We start from the raw sequence: 18,109 nt of genomic DNA, 5'->3' as shown, positions 1-18,109 counted from the left end.
CTAAGTTCTTGTCATGGTTACAACTCGTCGAGTCACCTTCAAACTTTATCCAAAAAAGTCCGCAGAGCAAAAACTTCATTATACTAGGAAAGCCCACTGCGACTTATACAATGCTGCGCTCTCCCATCGGAAGACACAGTATCAAAAGTTTGGCAACTCGATTAGTTACTTTGACCAACAGAATAGTCTTCCAACGTTTAAGGAGGAATTGCCAGAATATAAACAGTTTGGCAGTCATACCCTCCAAGCCACTCTAAAAAGAGTTGATTTTGGATTCCAACGCTTCTTCAAAGGATTAGGAAAATACCCTAGATTCAAAAAAAGAAGGAATTATCGGGGTTGGACTTATCCCGATAAAGCAGGCTGGAAGGCTCATTCTGACGGGAAAAATGGTTATTTAGAGCTTAAAGACTTGGGATTAAAAATCCAAATGCGAGGTCAAGCAAGAACTTGGGGTGTTCCTAATACTTGTACTATCTTTTGGGATGGAAAAGATTGGTATGCCTCGATTACAGTTCAGTGCGAACCAACCAGAGAGACAGGTAAAGGAGCAATTGGGTTAGACTTTGGGTGTAAGGTAGCAGTTGCGACTTCTAACGGTGAGTTTATCGAAGCTCCCAAATTCCAAGCCAAAGCTCAAGAAAAAGTCAATCAACTTTCTAAGAACCTCCGACGGAAACGTCGTCCAGAAAAAGGAAAGGTAAAAGCCTCTCGCAGATGGAAGAAACATCAAAAGCAAATTAGCAAGGTTAAGCGTAAAGTTTCTAATAAGAGACATGATTGGTCGCATCAAGTAGCAGCACAAATAGTTAGCGATAATAGCATGGTTGCTACAGAGAAACTAACGCTCAAAGGAATGACTCGCAAAGCTTGCATGCAAGGGCAAAAAGCAGAAAGCTGGTCTAAACCGTTCTTTGCTTGATGTTGCGATTGGAATGACTAAAGACAACATCAAATACAAGGTTGAGGAAGCAGGTGGTATTTACGCCGAAGTTTCTACTCGAACAGTTAAACCAACTCAACGCTGTGCCAAATGTTGGAAATTAACTAAGAAAACCTTAAGCGATAGAGTCCATGTCTGCAAGCATTGTGGTCATTCCGAAGATCGCGAGTGCGATTCGTTCAGTCTAAACACACCTTTATGGTGATGGGGACGACTGGCTTCTGAGGGGTAACCGATTAGGTAGAGTTCGCACTTTAATCCCTCTCAGTTGACAACTCTGTGACCTTATAGGTGAGAGTGACCAGTGTAGCAACAGCAAAGACCACTGGAAGGGTTAACTCCCATAACAACTCAAGTCCTGTCGCCAAGGCACTTGGTTGAAAGCATATTGTGCGATTCGTTTCTGGTGAAAACGCTGTAGTTCTCTCGAACTACGGAGTATAAGCCAGAGCTTGGTGAGAACCCTTCGGGGTATTAAACCTTGACAACTTGATTTCCATGTTGGTGAGAATCTGTGGAGCTTCGGCTAAGAAACAGGTAGGGTATAACCCGTTAATTCAAGTCCATCCCTCTCAGGGTGTGAGAGGACAGCGTAACCCTCATCTATAGAGTTGACCACTTGAGGATGAAGCAGGGTTAAATGGGGTCACTGCTGGAAGCCTAATCTGGTAAATCCCTAGCAAGAGGCTACGTCTAGTCAACGAACCTACGTTTGAACCATCGTAATTTCAATCCTGCGTAAAGGCTGATCGCAGGGAGCGAAATATGCTCACCACAAGAGGATAGAAGTTTAGTATAGCTTATATCACATCTCCAAATTTGTGCGGTGGAGAGTAGGGGGCTAAGGTCTCAATCAATGGAAATTAGGAACGAAGTAACCCTCGTTCATACTCTTGGGAAAGGTCGATTTCTCAAGTAGTCTGTCGGGATGCAATATCTGGCTCATTTGCTGGGTTGAGCGAGGGCGGGATTGGATAAGAAGCAAACGCCTTCTGTAACAGGAAGGACAAGCAGACGTATCCACTTTAGATTACGAAGATAATAAGTAAAGTAGAGTAAAGTTATGAACCAAATCAGGTATAAATGTGATGCTCGGACAAAGACCTTTTTAATGCTCTGGTTAGGCTTTGGGTTTAATCTCATGGCAGAGACGGAGTGGAGTCAGATTGACTGGAAGGAGGTTGAAATACGGGTGTTTAAGCTCCAAAAGCGGATTTATCGAGCTTCTCAAAGTGGTGACGTGGCTAAAGTTCACAAACTCCAAAGATTATTGTTACGGTCTTGGTGTGCCAAGCTCTTAGCAGTACGGCGCATTTCGCAGGATAACCAAGGTAAAAATACCGCAGGGATAGATGGGGTGAAAAGCCTAAGTCCTAAACAACGGTTGAGCCTTGCTGAAAACCTGACCCTTACAGGGAAGGGGAAATCCTTAAGACGGGTCTGGATTCCAAAACCAGGTCGCAAAGAAAAACGTGGCTTGGGTATTCCAGTAATGGAAGACCGTGCGAGGCAAGCACTTCTCAAATTGGCTTTAGAACCAGAATGGGAAGCAAAATTCGAGCCTAACTCATACGGATTCAGACCAGGACGTTCTTGCCATGATGCGTGCGGAGCAATATATTCGGCTATCAAACAAAAATCCAAATGGGTTTTAGATGCTGACATTTCAAAATGCTTCGACCGCATAAATCACAATGTTCTCTTACAAAAACTGAATACAACCCCGACTATGGCTCGACAAATTCGAGCTTGGTTGAAATCGGGGGTATTGGATAGAGGCGATTGGTTTCCAACAAATGAGGGAACACCACAAGGAGGGGTGATAAGTCCTCTATTGGCAAACATCGCCCTGCATGGACTTGAAGAGTACATAAAACAATGGACTGAAACTTGGAAAGGGAAAAAACAAACTAATATTAAAAGTATCTCTCTTATCAGGTATGCAGATGATTTCGTTGTTCTCCACAAGGATAAATCCATCATCCAACAGGCGAAAACGCTTATTGAACAGTGGTTACATGGCTTAGGCTTAGAAATAAGCGAGAGCAAGACGAGAATTTGCCATACCTTGCATGATACGGAAGAAACGAAAGCAGGGTTCGACTTTCTAGGGTGGAACGTCCGACAATATAAGGTCGGGAAGAGACACTCAGGAAAAAACACAAATGGCAATTTACTCGGATTCAAAACAATAATTAAACCTAGCGACAAGAGTATCAAAACACATTACGAAAAGATTGTTGAAGTATTAGATTCAATGAAAGGTAAATCCCAAGAGGTAATCATTGATAAACTTAATCCCATCATCATGGGTTGGTGCAACTATCACAAAACAGTCTGCTCGAAAGAAACGTTCCAACACATAGACAACTCAGTCTATAACAAATTACGTCGCTGGACAAAACGCCGTCATCCTAATAAAACCCTCAAATGGTGTGAAGAAAGATACTTTCATTTGACTAAGGAGAAAAATTTAGATGGAGAAAAGAGAAACGCAAAATGGGTCTTTTCAACTCCTTCCGATGTACCAAACTCTCCTGTTGCGGGTACGCACGAACTGTGGAAACACGCATGGACACCAATTGAAAGACATATAAAAATCGAGGGTACGAGGTCTCCTTACGATGGAGACTGGCGGTACTGGAGTAAACGTCGGGGTGAATATCCTGGCACACCAAAACGGGTTGCTACTCTGATGAAGCGCCAGAAAGGCAAATGTACCCGTTGTGGACTTTACTTTAAGGATGGAGATGTAGAAGAAGTTGACCACATCATCCCCAAAGCTGAAGGGGGTAGAGATGACTACAAGAACTTACAGTTACTCCATCGTCATTGTCACCATCAAAAAACTGCCGAAGACCGACAACGACAAATGGATAATAAGGGTCAAAAGAAAACCCAAAAGAAAACCAAGAAAGGTCGTAAATCGGAAACTAAGCAGGGAAGTGCTGTTAACACAGCGTAGTTTGGAGAGGAGCGGTATGAAGCGAAAGTTTCACGTACCGTTCTGAAGCCGAGTCAAGAGGGCGACCTCTTGGCTTAGGTTAACCCCTACGGTAGCGACTAGCCATCAATCCGTAAAGCGGGAATAGAAGCGGAAAGAGAAAGGACAGCCTGTGTCCCAATCCCGTTAGCAAGTCTCTATGGGGAACAAGGTCTAAGGATACGATTGAATCATCGTGACTTCTAACCAGAGAAATCAGGTTGACTACTCTGGGAGTCCCAAAAGGGCAATAGTTGGGGTGACAAGAGGATTCGCATCTATTTGTCAGTGCCACCCTCAAACTCGGTGAAGAGTATCCCTCCTAAAGGAGACAAACCAAAGGTCGCAGGGAACGAAGTAACTCCCTCGTTTACTCTCAATTCTGGTCGATGAGTTGAGTAGTCAGCTTAGACGCAAAATCTACCCCATTTGGTAGGTAGCGGGGGAGGAAGATTGAGTCAGAAGCAAACGACTTGCTGTAATGGCAAGGATACGCTGACGGACTCACGGTTAGATGGATTGTAGAGGTACAAGTAGTGAGTACATAAGTTATGAACACGGACAACCGATGTATTAAATGGGGCGATATCGATTGGCATGAGGTCGAGAGAGTCGTCTATAAGCTCCAAAAGCGCATCTACAAAGCGTCTCGTCGTGGTGATGTCAAAGCAGTTCGCAGACTCCAGAAATTGTTAGTAAAGTCTTGGTCGGCTAAGGTTTTAGCGGTGCGTAGAGTTACACAGGATAATCAGGGCAAAAAGACGGCGGGAGTGGATGGGGTTAAATCCTTGTCCCCAGTAGCACGTATGAAGCTCGTAAATAATCTGAAACTGAGTTCAAAGGTTAAACCAACTCGGAGGGTTAAGATTCCGAAGCCTAATGGGGAGGAAAGACCTTTGGGAATACCTACCATGTATGACCGTGCGCTACAAGCGTTAGTAAAACTAGCCTTAGAACCTGAATGGGAGGCGGTTTTCGAGCCAAATTCTTACGGGTTTCGAGCAGGACGTTCAGCCCATGATGCCATACGGGCAATTTTCGACGCTATTCGGTACAAACCTAAATACGTGCTTGATGCGGATATATCTAAATGTTTCGACCGTATCGACCACGAGAGACTTCTGAATAAATTAAATACCTTCCCCACGTTTCGGAGGCAAATCCGAGCGTGGCTCAAGTCAGGGGTAATGGAAGGCAAGGAGTTTTCACCAACGTTTGAGGGTACGCCACAAGGTGGGGTCGTATCTCCACTATTGGCTAATATCGCACTACACGGTATGGAAGATAAGATTAAATCTATTGCTGGCAGTTTTGATATGAAACGTCCAAATGGATATCAATTACCATTAAGGGATAAAAAAGATTCTGTTAGTATAATCCGATATGCGGATGATTTTGTAATCTTACATAAAGATCTAGCCGTTGTTCATAGATGTAAAGAGGTTGTCACAGAATGGTTGGCGGACATGGGTTTAGAATTAAAACCGAGTAAAACTAGAATCGCCCACACCCTTGAAAATCATAAAGAAGAAAAAGCAGGATTTAACTTCTTAGGCTTTAATATCCGCCAATACAAGGTGGGTAAATATACATCAGGAAGGGATTCAAAAGGTCAGATTCTGGGATTCAAAACGCTCACCACCCCTAGTAAGGAAAGTCAAGAAAGGCACTATCAGAAGATATGTGAGGTAATAGATAAGTATAAAGGACAGTCTCAAGCTGTTCTGATTGCTAAACTTAATCCCATAATCAGAGGTTGGTGTAATTACTTCTCTATAGGAGTAAGTCAAAAGGTCTTCTCAAGACTAGATTATCTGATTTTCTGGAAACTATTCAAATGGGGTATAAAACGTCATCGAAACAAAGGGAGAAAGTGGGTAAAATCCAAATACTTCCGAAGGATAGGTGGCGATAAATGGGCGTTTGCTACTCCTCGTGAAGGGTCTAATCCTATGGTGCTAATGAAGCACTCACGAACAGCAATCATCCGCCATGTCAAAGTTAAGGGAGATAAAAGCCCCTATGACGGCGACCTAATCTATTGGAGTTCAAGAATGGGCAAACACCCTGAGATGCCTAAGCGAACAGCATCGTTGCTCAAGAAGCAGAAAGGGAAATGCGCTCACTGCGGATTGTTTTTCCGAGATGGAGACTTATTAGAGGTTGACCATATCGTCCCCTACTCTAAAGGTGGTAAGGATGAATATAAAAACTGGCAACTGCTCCATCGACACTGCCACGATGAAAAGACCAGAACGGATGGGAGCTACAATCGAGTGGTTTCCATTATCCCAGAGGATTACCGATGGGAAAACGATATGCTGGTGACGTGCTGATGACAACAGCCGTTTAACTGAGGAGCGGTATGAGGTGAAAGTCTCACGTACCGTTTTGGAGAGCAGTGGAGGGGGCGACCTCTTCACTGACTTTAATTATTAACGCGGCTCAAGTTATGCTTGAGGCAGCGTTACGGGGTACGGGACGTGCCTCGTCAGACGCAGAGTCATCTAGCTCTACGTCATGCGGAAGCATGGCGCAACTAGGGGCGAAAAAGAGGAGCGACCCCGCGCCGTCTTACGGCGCTAGGGAACGCGCGACGATGCGGGAATCCGCAAGGAAGCGTCAGAAACCGCAATCTCAGCCGAAGGCGGATTGCGAGTAGTTCATATTGTAATAAGCAAAGAGCTTTGCTCAAAGTGCATCGCGCTACAGTGTAGCCAAGTATTGTCATGACAATTCCCAAGACACCAAGATTAAATAAGATGTCTGTTTCAATGAGTGGAGTAAGGTAGTCTGACAAGGGGATTTTCTGGAACTATTGGCGATCATATTGAGGCTTAGAGGATTCATCTTCATTTAACCAGAAGCCTAATCCAGTCAGCGCTCCTATAGCAAGTCCAATCCCTCCGCCAAGTGTTCCGCTAATTACGCCGCCAATCGTTAAGCCAGCAGCAGAAAAAGTAACTAATCGTTGAGAAAAAGTATTGAAATCTCTTCCTTGTCTTTCAGTTTGATCGCCAGCTTGCTTTTGTTCTCTCTCTTTTTCTGTCATTTTCATTTTTCGATTTCTCCTATTACTTCCTCAAAGCGCGATCGCTGCGATGCTGACGACTGATGCAATTAGCCTTTCCCTGATTATAACTTCTTTATGGTTGCGCCTCCAAAGCTGATCGCGCCCTTCACCGCAAACAGCGATCGCTGCTCACCCGACAAAAGTTATGACTCAAAGACGCGATCGCGCCTTCTCCTTACAAGTCTAGAGACAAGTAGGGTTTGCCTCGCCTACCAGCATTACATGAAATACTAGGTAAGCCATGATTTGAACTCTCCACGGATTAAAATCGCGTGGATTCCAATCGAAACAACTCAATGGATGGTAACTGCACTTCGACACGCGAGCGTGTCCGCTTGTCGAAGTTAAAATCACAAATCGAGTGTTAGAAAGGAGTCTCCCGAAGCCGGAGCGAAGTGAGGATGGCACGTTCAAATATGCCCTAAAGACCTCGGCTAAACAAAAGTTTAGCTGTATCTCTACTTCTAGATTACTTGCAAGTTACTTTCATAGGGCGCGAGCAAGACTCCGTTGTTTAAGTATTAACAAGGTTTTTTAATGAACCTGACGGGTTTTTCACCATCTTTGGGTTTCGTACATTATAGCAGACACAGAAGACTAAAGTCTTTGTTCGCCTGTTCCTGAGCGCGGTCGTTGGATTCATCCATCCGTTTCAAACGGATGGCTTTCTGACTGTTTTATTGTAAACGATTGAAACAGCGATCGCGCTCTTAACTTCCTGATCACAAAGGACAATCTATTTTCTTTCTTTGACAAAAAAGGTGGGCAAGTGCCCACCCTACGGGGATTATGCGCTGAAGTAACGGGCGATCGGGTGATGAGACACGATCGCGGTGGTCGATTGTTCGGGATAGATTTGCTCACTTTCGTCCATGTAGAGATTAATTTGTTTCGTCTCTAACAGATCGAGAAGTTTGTATTGATCGTTAATGTTCGGACAAGCAGGATAACCGAAACTGTAACGAGAACCGCGATAGCGTTGCGCCAACACATCCCGAATATTGTCGGGGTCTTCATCCCCAAATCCTAACTCCTCACGGATGCGGGCGTGTCCCCACTCTGCTAGAGCCTCAGCGGCTTGCACCCCAAAACCGTGGAAATAGAGGTAATCGGTGTATTGATCCGCCTCAAACAACTCTTTCGCGTATTCGGTGGCAATTTCTCCCACTGTTACCGCTTGCATTGGGAACACATCAATAATTCCCGACTCTTTCGGCGCGTAGAAGTCAGCGATACACAAGCGTTGTCCCGATCGTTGACGGGGGAACTCAAACGCTGCGATCGGTTCTGTCCCCTTTGGAATTGTCCCTTTCTCTTCGATTAATTTTGGATCAAACAGATACAAGGTATTTCCTTCGGAACAACAAGGATAATAACCATAAATCAGTTGCGGATGGAGTAAATTCTCCGCTTTCGATCGTTGCTTCCACTCCGCGAGAATCGGCTCAACCGTCTCTTGTAAAAACTGATCATACTCTTCTCGGGATTGACTTTTCTTCTTGCGGAACTGCCATTGTCCCGCAAACAGCGCCTGTTTATCGAGATACCAAAGCATCTCATCCATCGGAATCTCATCAGGAGTCAGCAACTTATAACCCCAGAATGGCGGCGTGGGACGTTCTACATTAACCTCCACAGCTTCGGAACGAGTCGTATCCACAACTTTCGGTTCTTCTGCTTTGCCATTTTCTTCGGTTTCCGCCTTGCCATTACTTTCTGCTTTTTCCGCTTTCGCCTTAGCTTTAATGGCTTTTCCGTCTTCTTCCTCAGCAAACTCGCCTAAGAAGCCTTGTAAATCATCCCATTGTCCAGCCTCTTTCGCGGGCATTAACTTGTCCATAAAGTTAAGGTCAGAAAACGCATCTTTCCCGTAAACCACCTTACCGTTATAAACCTCCTGACAATCACCATAAACAAATTTCGGTGTCAACGCCGCCCCACCAAGAATCACAGGAACACTAATTCCTTTTTCATTGAAGGTTTCCAAATTATCCTTCATAAAGGCGGTTGATTTCACCAACAACCCACTCATGGCGATACAGTCAGCATTATGCTCTTCATAGGCAGCGATAATGTTATCCACTGGCTGTTTAATGCCAATGTTAATCACGCGATAGCCATTATTAGAGAGGATAATATCCACTAAATTCTTACCGATATCGTGAACATCTCCTTTTACCGTGGCAATGAGGAACGTTCCTTTGGCATTATCTCCCGCCTCATCTTTTTCCATGTGCGGTTCTAGATGCGCCACTGCGGCTTTCATGGTTTCCGCAGACTGTAGCACGAAAGGAAGTTGCATTTCTCCAGCGCCGAAGCGTTCTCCAACCACTTTCATCCCATCAAGGAGATACTTGTTAATAATATCCAACGGCGGATAAGTCTTCATCGCTTCATCGAGAACATCATTTAAGCCAATGCGTTCCCCATCAATAATGTGCTGTTTGAGCTTGTCTTCAATGGAAAGATTTTCCATGCTAGAAGCAGCCACTTCCGCTTTTTTCCCAGCGAAGACTTCCGTTAGCTTGGTCAGGGGATCATAAACACAGATGCCATCTTCATTAAACTGACGATTATCGTAAATTAAATCACGGCAAATCTGCTGATGTTCTTTTTCAATTTTGGCAAGGGGAACAATTTTACTGGCGCTGACAATTGCCGCATCCATTCCCGCTTCTACCGCATCATGGAGAAACACAGAATTGAGCGCCACCCTGGCAGCGGAATTTAAACCAAAGGAGAGGTTAGAAACCCCTAGCATCACGTGACATTCTGGTAAGTTTTCCCGAATGAGACGAATGGACTCCATGGTTTCTTTACCATTCACACGGTCTTCTTCAATTCCTGTGGAAATCGGTAAAGCAAGGGAGTCAAAGAAAATTTCCGAGGGGGGAATGCCAGATTCTACGGCTTGACGGTACGCCCGTTGAGCAATTTCAAATTTTTTCTGCGCTGTTCGTGCCATCCCGTCTTCGTCAATGGTTCCGATGACGACACCCGCACCATATTTTTTGCCAAGTTCTAAGACTTTGAAAAAGCGTTCTTCTCCATCTTCGTAGTTGGTGGAGTTAATGAGGCATTTTCCACCTGCGGTTTTTAACCCCACTTCCATTTTTGTCCATTCGGTGGAATCCACCATTAGGGGTAAGGTGACGTTATTCACCAAACGTGAAACCACTTCGTACATATCCCGTTCACCGTCACGTCCCACATAATCAACGTTGACATCGAGAACGTGCGCCCCTTCTTTAACTTGTGATTTGGCGATAGATACTAAGCCGTCCCAGTCTTCTTCGTTTAAAAGCGTGCGGGTTTTTTTCGACCCACTGGCGTTGAGACGCTCTCCAATAATGAGGAAGGAGTTATCTTGAATGTAATTCTGGGTGCTGTAAATGGAAGCAGCGGCGCACTCGTTTTTCGGGTTACGTTCGGCAGGTTTTAGTTCTTTGGCAATGTCTGCTAGTTGCTCAATGTGGTCGGGTCGCGTTCCACAACAGCCACCAATGACCTGCACGCCTAAGTCTTCTACGAAGTGCATTAACGCCATGCGGAGTTCCATCGGGGTTAGTTTATAGTGCGCTTGTCCACCGACGTTTTCTGGTAGCCCTGCGTTGGGAATACAAGAAATGGTAAATGGAGAGTGTTCCGACAGATATTTGATATGTTCTTTCATCTTGTCGGGACCGGTGGCGCAGTTCAGTCCTAAGATGTCAATGTTATAGGGTTCGAGAATGGTCAACGCTGCATCAATTTCTGTTCCCACGAGCATTGTTCCCATGACTTCCATTGTGATGGAAACCATAATTGGGATGCGATCGCCTTTCTGGGCAAACAGTTCTTCCACTGCATTTAAAGCGGATTTAATTTGAAGCACATCTTGACAGGTTTCGATGATAAATAAGTCGGCTCCGCCATCATAAAGCCCCTCAGCTTGAACCCGATAGGACTCTTTCATGGTGTCAAAGTCAATATGAGCAAGGGTGGGAAGTTTGGTGGTCGGTCCCATTGCACCAGCGACAAAACGGGGTTTTTCTGGTGTTGAATACTCATTAGCGACCCGTTTAGCCAGTTCCGATGCCATTTTGCTGAGTTCGTATGCTTGTTCGGGAATGTTATATTCCGCTAGAACCACAGAACTGGAACCGAAACTATCGGTTTCGATGACATCAGCACCCGCTTCTAAAAATTCGCGGTGGACTTGTTCAATGGCTTCGGGTTTGGATTTAACGAGGTATTCGTTGCAACCTTCGAGTTCCGCAGTGCCAAAGTCCTCTAAGGTCAATTCTTGCCTTTGTAAGGAAGTTCCCATACCGCCGTCGAAGACGAGAACTGGACGTTCTGGGGAATGGAGTCTTTCTAGGAAGGCACTTTTTACTTTGGTTTGGGTTGTTGTCATAACTTTAGAGTTTGATTGCTTAACCATGTAATCTATTTTTACTGTTTAGATTTTGGTTACTTTTATTACATATTATAAAGACTATCATCTCATATTCTCTCAATAGGAGGAAATAATCAAGAATTACTGAAAAAAATCCTCCAATGGATCAATCAAGAGATGTCGGTTTCTTCGGCCTTAGTTTTTGAGGCGAATAAGCCCCACCAAATCCCATAAACGATCAATCCCATTGCCATCCCAGGTAAGGCTTCGTATAAGGCACTAGATAGACCCATTTGATCCCAGATTAAAGCAGTTGTCAGACCTGTAACCATCATGGTGACAGCAACGATCGAGTTTAAGGGACGTTCAAAGATTCGTACCATTGCTACCGGTCCTAAACTCGAAGCAAGTGCTGACCAAGCAAAGGTGACGAGGGTAAAAACGCTATTACTACCAGAAAGGGCAATCATCAGCACGATCGCGGTTACAGTGAGGGTGGCGAGTTTGGCGAGTTTATAGGATTGATTGGTTTGAGGAAGTAGGTCTTGGGATAGCGCCGCCGAACAAGATAAAATTTGGGAGTCAGCAGTGGAAACGGTCGCTGAAAATAGTCCCGCTAACATTAACCCCACCAAAACGGCAGGTAACAAGTCTAAGGCTAAATAGGGAAGTGCCAATTCTGGGTCGCTGTTGGCAACTAAATCTGGCGTTAACACTCGTGCGGCTAAACCAATGGTGATGGCAGTGCAAGAGGTGACTAAACCAACGATGACTTTGACATTACGTGCTAAGGTCAGATTATGAGGAGAGTTAATTGCCATTGCCCGCACCATGATATGAGGTTGACCTACTGCTCCAAATCCCGCAACAATCCAGCCGATAAAGAAAGGCAGGAATCCCCATTGTAAACGGGTCGGGTTAAAACGAGTTAGATCAGGGTCGATCGCGCTAAGTTGAGTCCAGAGTCCGTTAAATCCTTGACACTCCCCAATGGCAATTGTAAATAGAATAAGTAACGAACCGAGCATCACCATCGACTGCACGGCATCCGTCCAAATTGAGGCTCGAATCCCCCCAGAAAAGCAATACAGCACCACAATCACTGCACCGATAATAATCCCAAACTGATAATTCCATCCAAAAACCGCGTTGAGTGCTTTACTACTCGCCACTAATTGCGCCGCCGCATAAGTGCCTAGAAAAATCACTGTAATTAATGCTGACAAGGAGGCAATGATGCGTAATTTGCCTTGACCGAGAACCGCGGAAACCGTTTCTGCGTTGTCTTGTTCTGACACTTCTCGCAGTCTTTTGAACACAAACCACCACGCCATATAATCTCCGATCGCCCAACCAATCAGCAACCAAATCGCAGAAATGCCTGTTGTATAAGCATACCCTACTTGTCCTGTAAATAAGAAAGCACTTTGTCCAGTTGCCAACGCAGAAAGGGCGGTAAACCAGGGGTTAACGTTACGACTCGCTAACAAGTAATCAGTGGTGGTTCGTTGCTGATATCTTGAGGAATAAATCCCGACTGCAACAAATAGCAACAAAAACAGGCAAAACGTCAGCACGATCGCGCTAGATTGTGTCATAAGCGATGCTCCTTTTTTTTGTGTTGTTACTATTTTACAGAGTGTTAAGTTTTTTAACCATTCTTTACAATAGAGACTCAAGGAATAAAGAATGGTGAGGATGTAAATAGTTTTTCTTCACGCTTAAGGATAAAATAACTATGTCAACGGCAAAAATTTTAGTCACTGGAGCCACGGGAAGAACTGGCTCAATTGTCATCGGAAAATTATGGGAACAAAAAAATAACTTTCAAGCCTTTGGTTTCGCGCGATCGAAGGAAAAAATCAAAGAAATTTTTGGTTCAACTGAAGGCTTTTATTTAGGAGATATTCGAGATCAAGACAGTTTAAAACCCGCCCTAAAAGACTGTGAAGCACTGATTATTACTACCAGCGCTGTTCCGCAAATGAAACAGCCTCCCCAAGAGGGAGAACGTCCAGAATTTACCTATCCTGAAAACGCAACACCAGAAATTATTGATTATCAAGGACAAATTAATCAAATTGATCTCGCCAAAGAAGCAGGCGTTAACCACATTGTTTTAATGGGTTCAATGGGGGGAACAAATGAAGATCATCCCCTGAATAAACTAGGGAATGGTAACATTTTAATTTGGAAAAGAAAAGCGGAACAATATCTTATTGATTCAGGAATTGACTACACCATTATTCGCGCTGGTGGTTTACTCAATGAACCTGGAGGGAAGCGACAATTATTAGTGGGAAAAAATGACACTTTACTTAACCGTGAGTCTCCGACGATTCCGAGAGAAGATGTAGCGACATTAATCATACAAGCATTGTCAATTCCTGAAGCAAGAAACAAGGCGTTTGATGTGGTGTCAGAGTCGGAAGCCATGTCTCAAGGAAAAGCTACCACTGATTTTGCTGCTTTGTTTTCCCAAACCACATCAGGCTTATAATTCTATTCGTAGGTTGGGTGGAGGTCACGAAACCCAACCGCTTGTAGGTTGGGTGAAGGTCACGAAACCCAACATCAATCAGTGACCAGTTCAGCAGTTACCAGTTACCAGTAGTTCTCAAACTTAATTAGGGCTTGCTGAAAAAGGCGCGATCGCCTTCGCCTGTAAGGGTTTGATCTCCTTGGGAACCGACTCTTCTGCAAGAAAATGGGGTAAAATCGAGCAAAACCCTTGCATGAACATTGGTAATTCCCTGAAATGTATCGAAAAATACAATCTGAACCCACTCCCCCAGAAGACTTTTCACTACCCTTTCAGGGACAATTGTCAAGTACCAATCGGTGGATCATTTTAGCTGACATGATTCCCTGGGAAGAATTTGAACAAGAATATGAAAAGTATTTTGATCCCGATCAAGGAGCACCAGCCAAAGAATTTAGAATGGCTAAGTGAGCTTTAATTATCAAAGAAAAGTTAGGTATTAGCGACCGCGAAACGGTTGAGCAAATTCGAGAAAATCCTTATTTACAATACTTTATCGGCTTAAATTCTTATCAAAATGAACCGAGTTTTGATTCTTCAATGTTGGTTCATTTTAGAAAAAGAATCACACCGAAACTAATTAATGAAATTAATCGCCGAGTGGTTGAAGTTCAACAAGAGAAAGAGGAAAATATTCCGCAAGAAGAAAAAAAAAAAGAAGAAAGTGAATCTGTAAAAAATAAAGGAAAATTAATGCTCGATGCTACTTGTACGCCTTCTGATATTAAGTATCCGACGGATTTAGGATTATTAAATGAAGCGAGAAAGCACACAGAAAAAGTTATTGATAAACTTTATAAAACACAGAAAGGAAAGTTAAAAGCCAAACCAAGAACTTATCGAAAAAAAGCAAGAAAGGATTATTTAGCGATTGCTAAGCAAAAAAAACCTTCCCGAAAAAAGCGCACTCAAGCTATCAAAAAGCAGTTACAATATTTAAAAAGAAACTTGAAGCATATTGATGAATTAGTAAACTTAGGAGCCGAGCTTACTGTTTTAAAAAGAAGAGACTATCAACTGTTATTAGTCGTTCAAGAAATTTACCGTCAACAACTTGGGATGTTTGATAACAAAAAGAACAGTATTGAAGATAGGATTGTGAGTTTAACTCAGCCGTATCTTCGTCCAATAGTAAGGGGAAAGGCTAGACAAAATACAGAATTCGGGGCAAAAATCTCTGCTAGTTATTATGATGGTTTTGTGTTTTTAGACCACTTAAGTTGGGATAACTTTAATGAATCAAAAGATTTGAAAGCACAAGTCGAAGCGTTTAGAAATTATACGGGGCATTATCCAGAATCGGTTCATGTCGATCAAATTTATCGAAGTCGAGAAAACCGTGCGTGGTGTAAAGAGAGAGGAATTAGAATCAGTGGCCCTCCTTTGGGGCGCCCGAAGAAATCAGTTAGTTTAGAAGAAAAAAAACAAGCCCAATTAGATGCAAGAATTAGAAATGAAATCGAAGGGAAATTTGGTCAGGGAAAAAGAAGAGAAGGCTTAAATTTAATCATGACAAAACTTTCAAATACTTCAGAAACAGCAATTGCTATCTCCTTTCTAGTAATGAATTTAAACACCTTATTTTCAAGGGGGTATTATCTTCTTTTTTGTCTTTTTTTAGGAAAACTAGACTTATTAATTACTACTCGTTATTCTAAGTGGCTTAAACATAAGCAAATCTAATGTTTAGGCAGTGTTCTTTTCAAGCGCTGGCTTAGGGGGTAGCGATCGCGTACTTTTTCAGCAGACCCTAATTAATATAGCAATACTAGGTAATTCGTAAATTGTTTTGCCCCCAAACCCCCAATACTGGGGGCTTTCATTAATCAATTTTTTACAAATGATTTGGGATTGCTATAAAAGTGAAAGATTGATCGATTATTAATTCACTGCTTACTGATCACTGATCACTGGTCACTGTAAAATGTAGGTTGGGTGAAGGTCACGAAACCCAACATCAATCAGTGACCAGTTCAGCAGTTACCAGTTACCAGTAGTTCTCAAACTTAATTAATATAGCAATACTAGGTAATTCGTAAATTGTTTTGCCCCCAAACCCCCAATACTGGGGGCTTTCATTAATCAATTTTTTACAAATGATTTGGGATTGCTATAAAAGTGAAAGATTGATCGATTATTAATTCACTGCTTACTGATCACTGATCACTGGTCACTGTAAAATGTAGGTTGGGTGAAGGTCACGAAACCCAACATCAATCAGTGACCAGTTCAGCAGTTACCAGTTACCAGTAGTTCTCAAACTTAATTAATATAGCAGTACTAGGTAATTCGTAAATTGTTTTGCCCCCAAACCCCCAATACTGGGGGCTTTCATTAATCAATTTTTTACAAATGATTTGGGATTGCTATAAAAGTGAAAGATTGATCGATTATTAATTCACTGCTTACTGATCACTGATCACTGGTCACTGTAAAATGTAGGTTGGGCGGAAGTCACGAAACCCAACTTTGGCTGTCATACTAAACACCGAACCTACAATTAAAAGGAATTAGAAACTAAACAATGTCCGCAGACGACCGACATAAATCGTATCATTATTATCATTGTGGTCAGGGTTAAATAAAACATAACCCCCAGGAACAATGCTGATATTGTTATTAATGGGATATTGATACTCCAAATTTAACAAATATCCAGTATCTGGGTCTGTTGCTTCAGCATCGCCACCAGAATCAGTAAGTTTAGGCGGTTGACCAAACGCTAAGATGAGAACGCTTCCTTCTTTTCCTAAATCGGGGAAAGAGGTATTTACTAACCAGTTGACTATTTCCGCACTTGCTTGAGGTTCCACTTCAGTTTGAGCATCCACTAAACCAAAATATCCTCCGACACTAAAACGCTGACTAACACGCCAGTTGGCATGAACGCCAAAATGATCTGCCGAATTAGCGAGATTATTACCATTGTCATCAGGAAAAGGAGTCGCAGCCGCAGGACTACCTACAAAGCCAGAAAGATTTCCTCCCACTTGATAACTGCGGAGATAAGCTAAGGAAAGATCAACTTCGCCAAAATCAAAGCCCAATTGCGCTCCAGCAGAATAATTTCCTCCAAACAGCCCTTCATCGGGATCAGTTGCGCCACTCCCCGTAAAGTAACCTAAATCCAGTTGTATCAGGTCATTGAGTACAATATTTGCGCCAAAACCTGCACTGTCAGAAGAACTGACATCGTAAATCAGATTATTATAGGCAGTAAAAAGGTTAATAGACCCATAAGCAAAGGAAGCAGTAGAACCAGCGTCAAAGATATCATCCACCAAAACACCAGTTGCTCCTACATGAGCAATTATATTATCCCCAACGGGAAAACTATACATGAGTTGGTCAAGACGAATACCACCGCCACCAGCGCCAAGGTTACGAGCAGTTGCACTGGCCCCAGTTGCACCTCCGAGAGTAATATTATTAGCAGTTTCTAACCGTGTTCGTAAACGATCTCGTCCTGTGAAACTGCTGTCTAGGTTGATACGCACTCGGTTAGTGAAGTGTATCCCTTCCTCGACATCATCGTTATCATTATCGAAATTAACCCCAGGTGGCGAAAAGATAGCTTGTCCACCAACTGCTTTTTGATCACCGCCTGCGACGGCTAAGTCAAACACAACACTTCCGTTAAGTTTAGTGGTGGTGGAAAACTGATTATCTTCTAAGAAGCCAACACGACCTTCTAAGTTATCAACTCTTGTTCCCAGTGTGGCAAGTTCTGCTTCAAATTCTTGAGTCAAGCGTTGGAGGGTTGCTAAGTCCCCTTGATTAACATCACCACTACCCCCTGTATTCGCAGCAATTAGACGCTCAATTTGTTGTAAACAAGCATTTAAACCCGCAGCAAATTCGTAACGAGTCAGCGCTCGATTTCCGCGAAATGTTCCATCGGGATAACCTGCAATACAACCGTAACGTTCGACTAAATTTCGCAGTGCTTCAAAAGCCCAGTCTCCTGGGGAAACGTCTCGTAGCTGGAAGACGCTATTCACTTGATCTAAACTTGCTCCACCGTTGTGGTAGGTTTCTACTTGATCTAAAATTTCGCTCTGGGATTCGGTTTCATCCGCTAAGGTGGTTTGTGCCATTGCAAACACTCCCAACACAGAGGGAGCGACCATTAAAAGTTTTCTCCAAGATATATTCACAATTTCAACTCCTCTCACAATTAAAAAGACAGA

9 protein-coding genes and 1 pseudogene are annotated in these 18,109 nt (G+C 43.3%); 6 read left to right on the top strand and 4 right to left on the bottom strand.

Features of this window, described 5'->3' with window-relative positions; all coding sequences use genetic code 11:
* The first annotated feature begins 13 nt into the window (after nucleotides 1–13).
* The 4 genes from DACSA_RS07720 to ltrA (DACSA_RS07710) all read left to right on the top strand — a co-directional run bounded on the left by DACSA_RS07720 (nucleotide 14) and on the right by ltrA (DACSA_RS07710) (nucleotide 6,262).
* Nucleotides 14–922, top strand: a complete 909-nt coding sequence (locus DACSA_RS07720; protein WP_051017295.1) for an RNA-guided endonuclease InsQ/TnpB family protein — start codon at nucleotides 14–16, stop codon at nucleotides 920–922.
* 13 nt (nucleotides 923–935) lie between these two features.
* Complete coding sequence (locus tag DACSA_RS22850) at nucleotides 936–1,148, top strand: zinc ribbon domain-containing protein (RefSeq protein WP_198007657.1); 213 nt, start codon at nucleotides 936–938, stop codon at nucleotides 1,146–1,148.
* Nucleotides 1,149–2,006: 858 nt separating this feature from the next.
* A complete protein-coding gene (ltrA, locus tag DACSA_RS07715) occupies nucleotides 2,007–3,908 on the top strand; it encodes a group II intron reverse transcriptase/maturase (protein WP_015228746.1) in 1,902 nt (633 codons plus the stop codon).
* Nucleotides 3,909–4,477: 569 nt separating this feature from the next.
* Nucleotides 4,478–6,262, top strand: coding sequence for a group II intron reverse transcriptase/maturase (ltrA, locus tag DACSA_RS07710; RefSeq protein ID WP_015229219.1), 1,785 nt, complete (start codon nucleotides 4,478–4,480; stop codon nucleotides 6,260–6,262).
* A 479-nt stretch (nucleotides 6,263–6,741) separates the two neighbouring features.
* Here ltrA (DACSA_RS07710) and DACSA_RS07700 read toward each other — a convergent pair whose 3' ends face one another.
* The 3 genes from DACSA_RS07700 to DACSA_RS07690 form a co-directional block, all read right to left on the bottom strand.
* Nucleotides 6,742–6,984, bottom strand: a complete 243-nt coding sequence (locus DACSA_RS07700; RefSeq protein ID WP_015229218.1) for a hypothetical protein — start codon at nucleotides 6,982–6,984, stop codon at nucleotides 6,742–6,744.
* Nucleotides 6,985–7,786: 802 nt separating this feature from the next.
* Nucleotides 7,787–11,395, bottom strand: a complete 3,609-nt coding sequence (metH, locus tag DACSA_RS07695; protein WP_015229217.1) for a methionine synthase — start codon at nucleotides 11,393–11,395, stop codon at nucleotides 7,787–7,789.
* A gap of 152 nt (nucleotides 11,396–11,547) precedes the next feature.
* A complete protein-coding gene (locus DACSA_RS07690) occupies nucleotides 11,548–12,975 on the bottom strand; it encodes a sodium/proline symporter (protein WP_015229216.1) in 1,428 nt (475 codons plus the stop codon).
* A gap of 140 nt (nucleotides 12,976–13,115) precedes the next feature.
* On the opposite strand from DACSA_RS07690, the gene DACSA_RS07685 reads away from it, so the two are divergent.
* Both DACSA_RS07685 and DACSA_RS18995 read left to right on the top strand, forming a co-directional pair.
* Nucleotides 13,116–13,877, top strand: coding sequence for an SDR family oxidoreductase (locus DACSA_RS07685; protein ID WP_015229215.1), 762 nt, complete (start codon nucleotides 13,116–13,118; stop codon nucleotides 13,875–13,877).
* A 258-nt stretch (nucleotides 13,878–14,135) separates the two neighbouring features.
* Nucleotides 14,136–15,602: pseudogene (locus tag DACSA_RS18995) on the top strand (IS5 family transposase).
* Between the two features lie 827 nt (nucleotides 15,603–16,429).
* On the opposite strand, the gene DACSA_RS07675 reads toward DACSA_RS18995, so the two are convergent.
* Entirely contained in the window at nucleotides 16,430–18,076 is a 1,647-nt protein-coding gene (locus DACSA_RS07675) for an iron uptake porin (protein ID WP_156800709.1), read from the bottom strand.
* Between the last annotated feature and the right edge of the window lie 33 nt (nucleotides 18,077–18,109).

The sequence above is a fragment of the Dactylococcopsis salina PCC 8305 genome (assembly GCF_000317615.1).
Lineage (GTDB): Bacteria > Cyanobacteriota > Cyanobacteriia > Cyanobacteriales > Rubidibacteraceae > Halothece > Halothece salina.
Note: the sequence above shows the minus strand (reverse complement) of the source record. Positions and strands in the feature narration are given on the sequence as shown.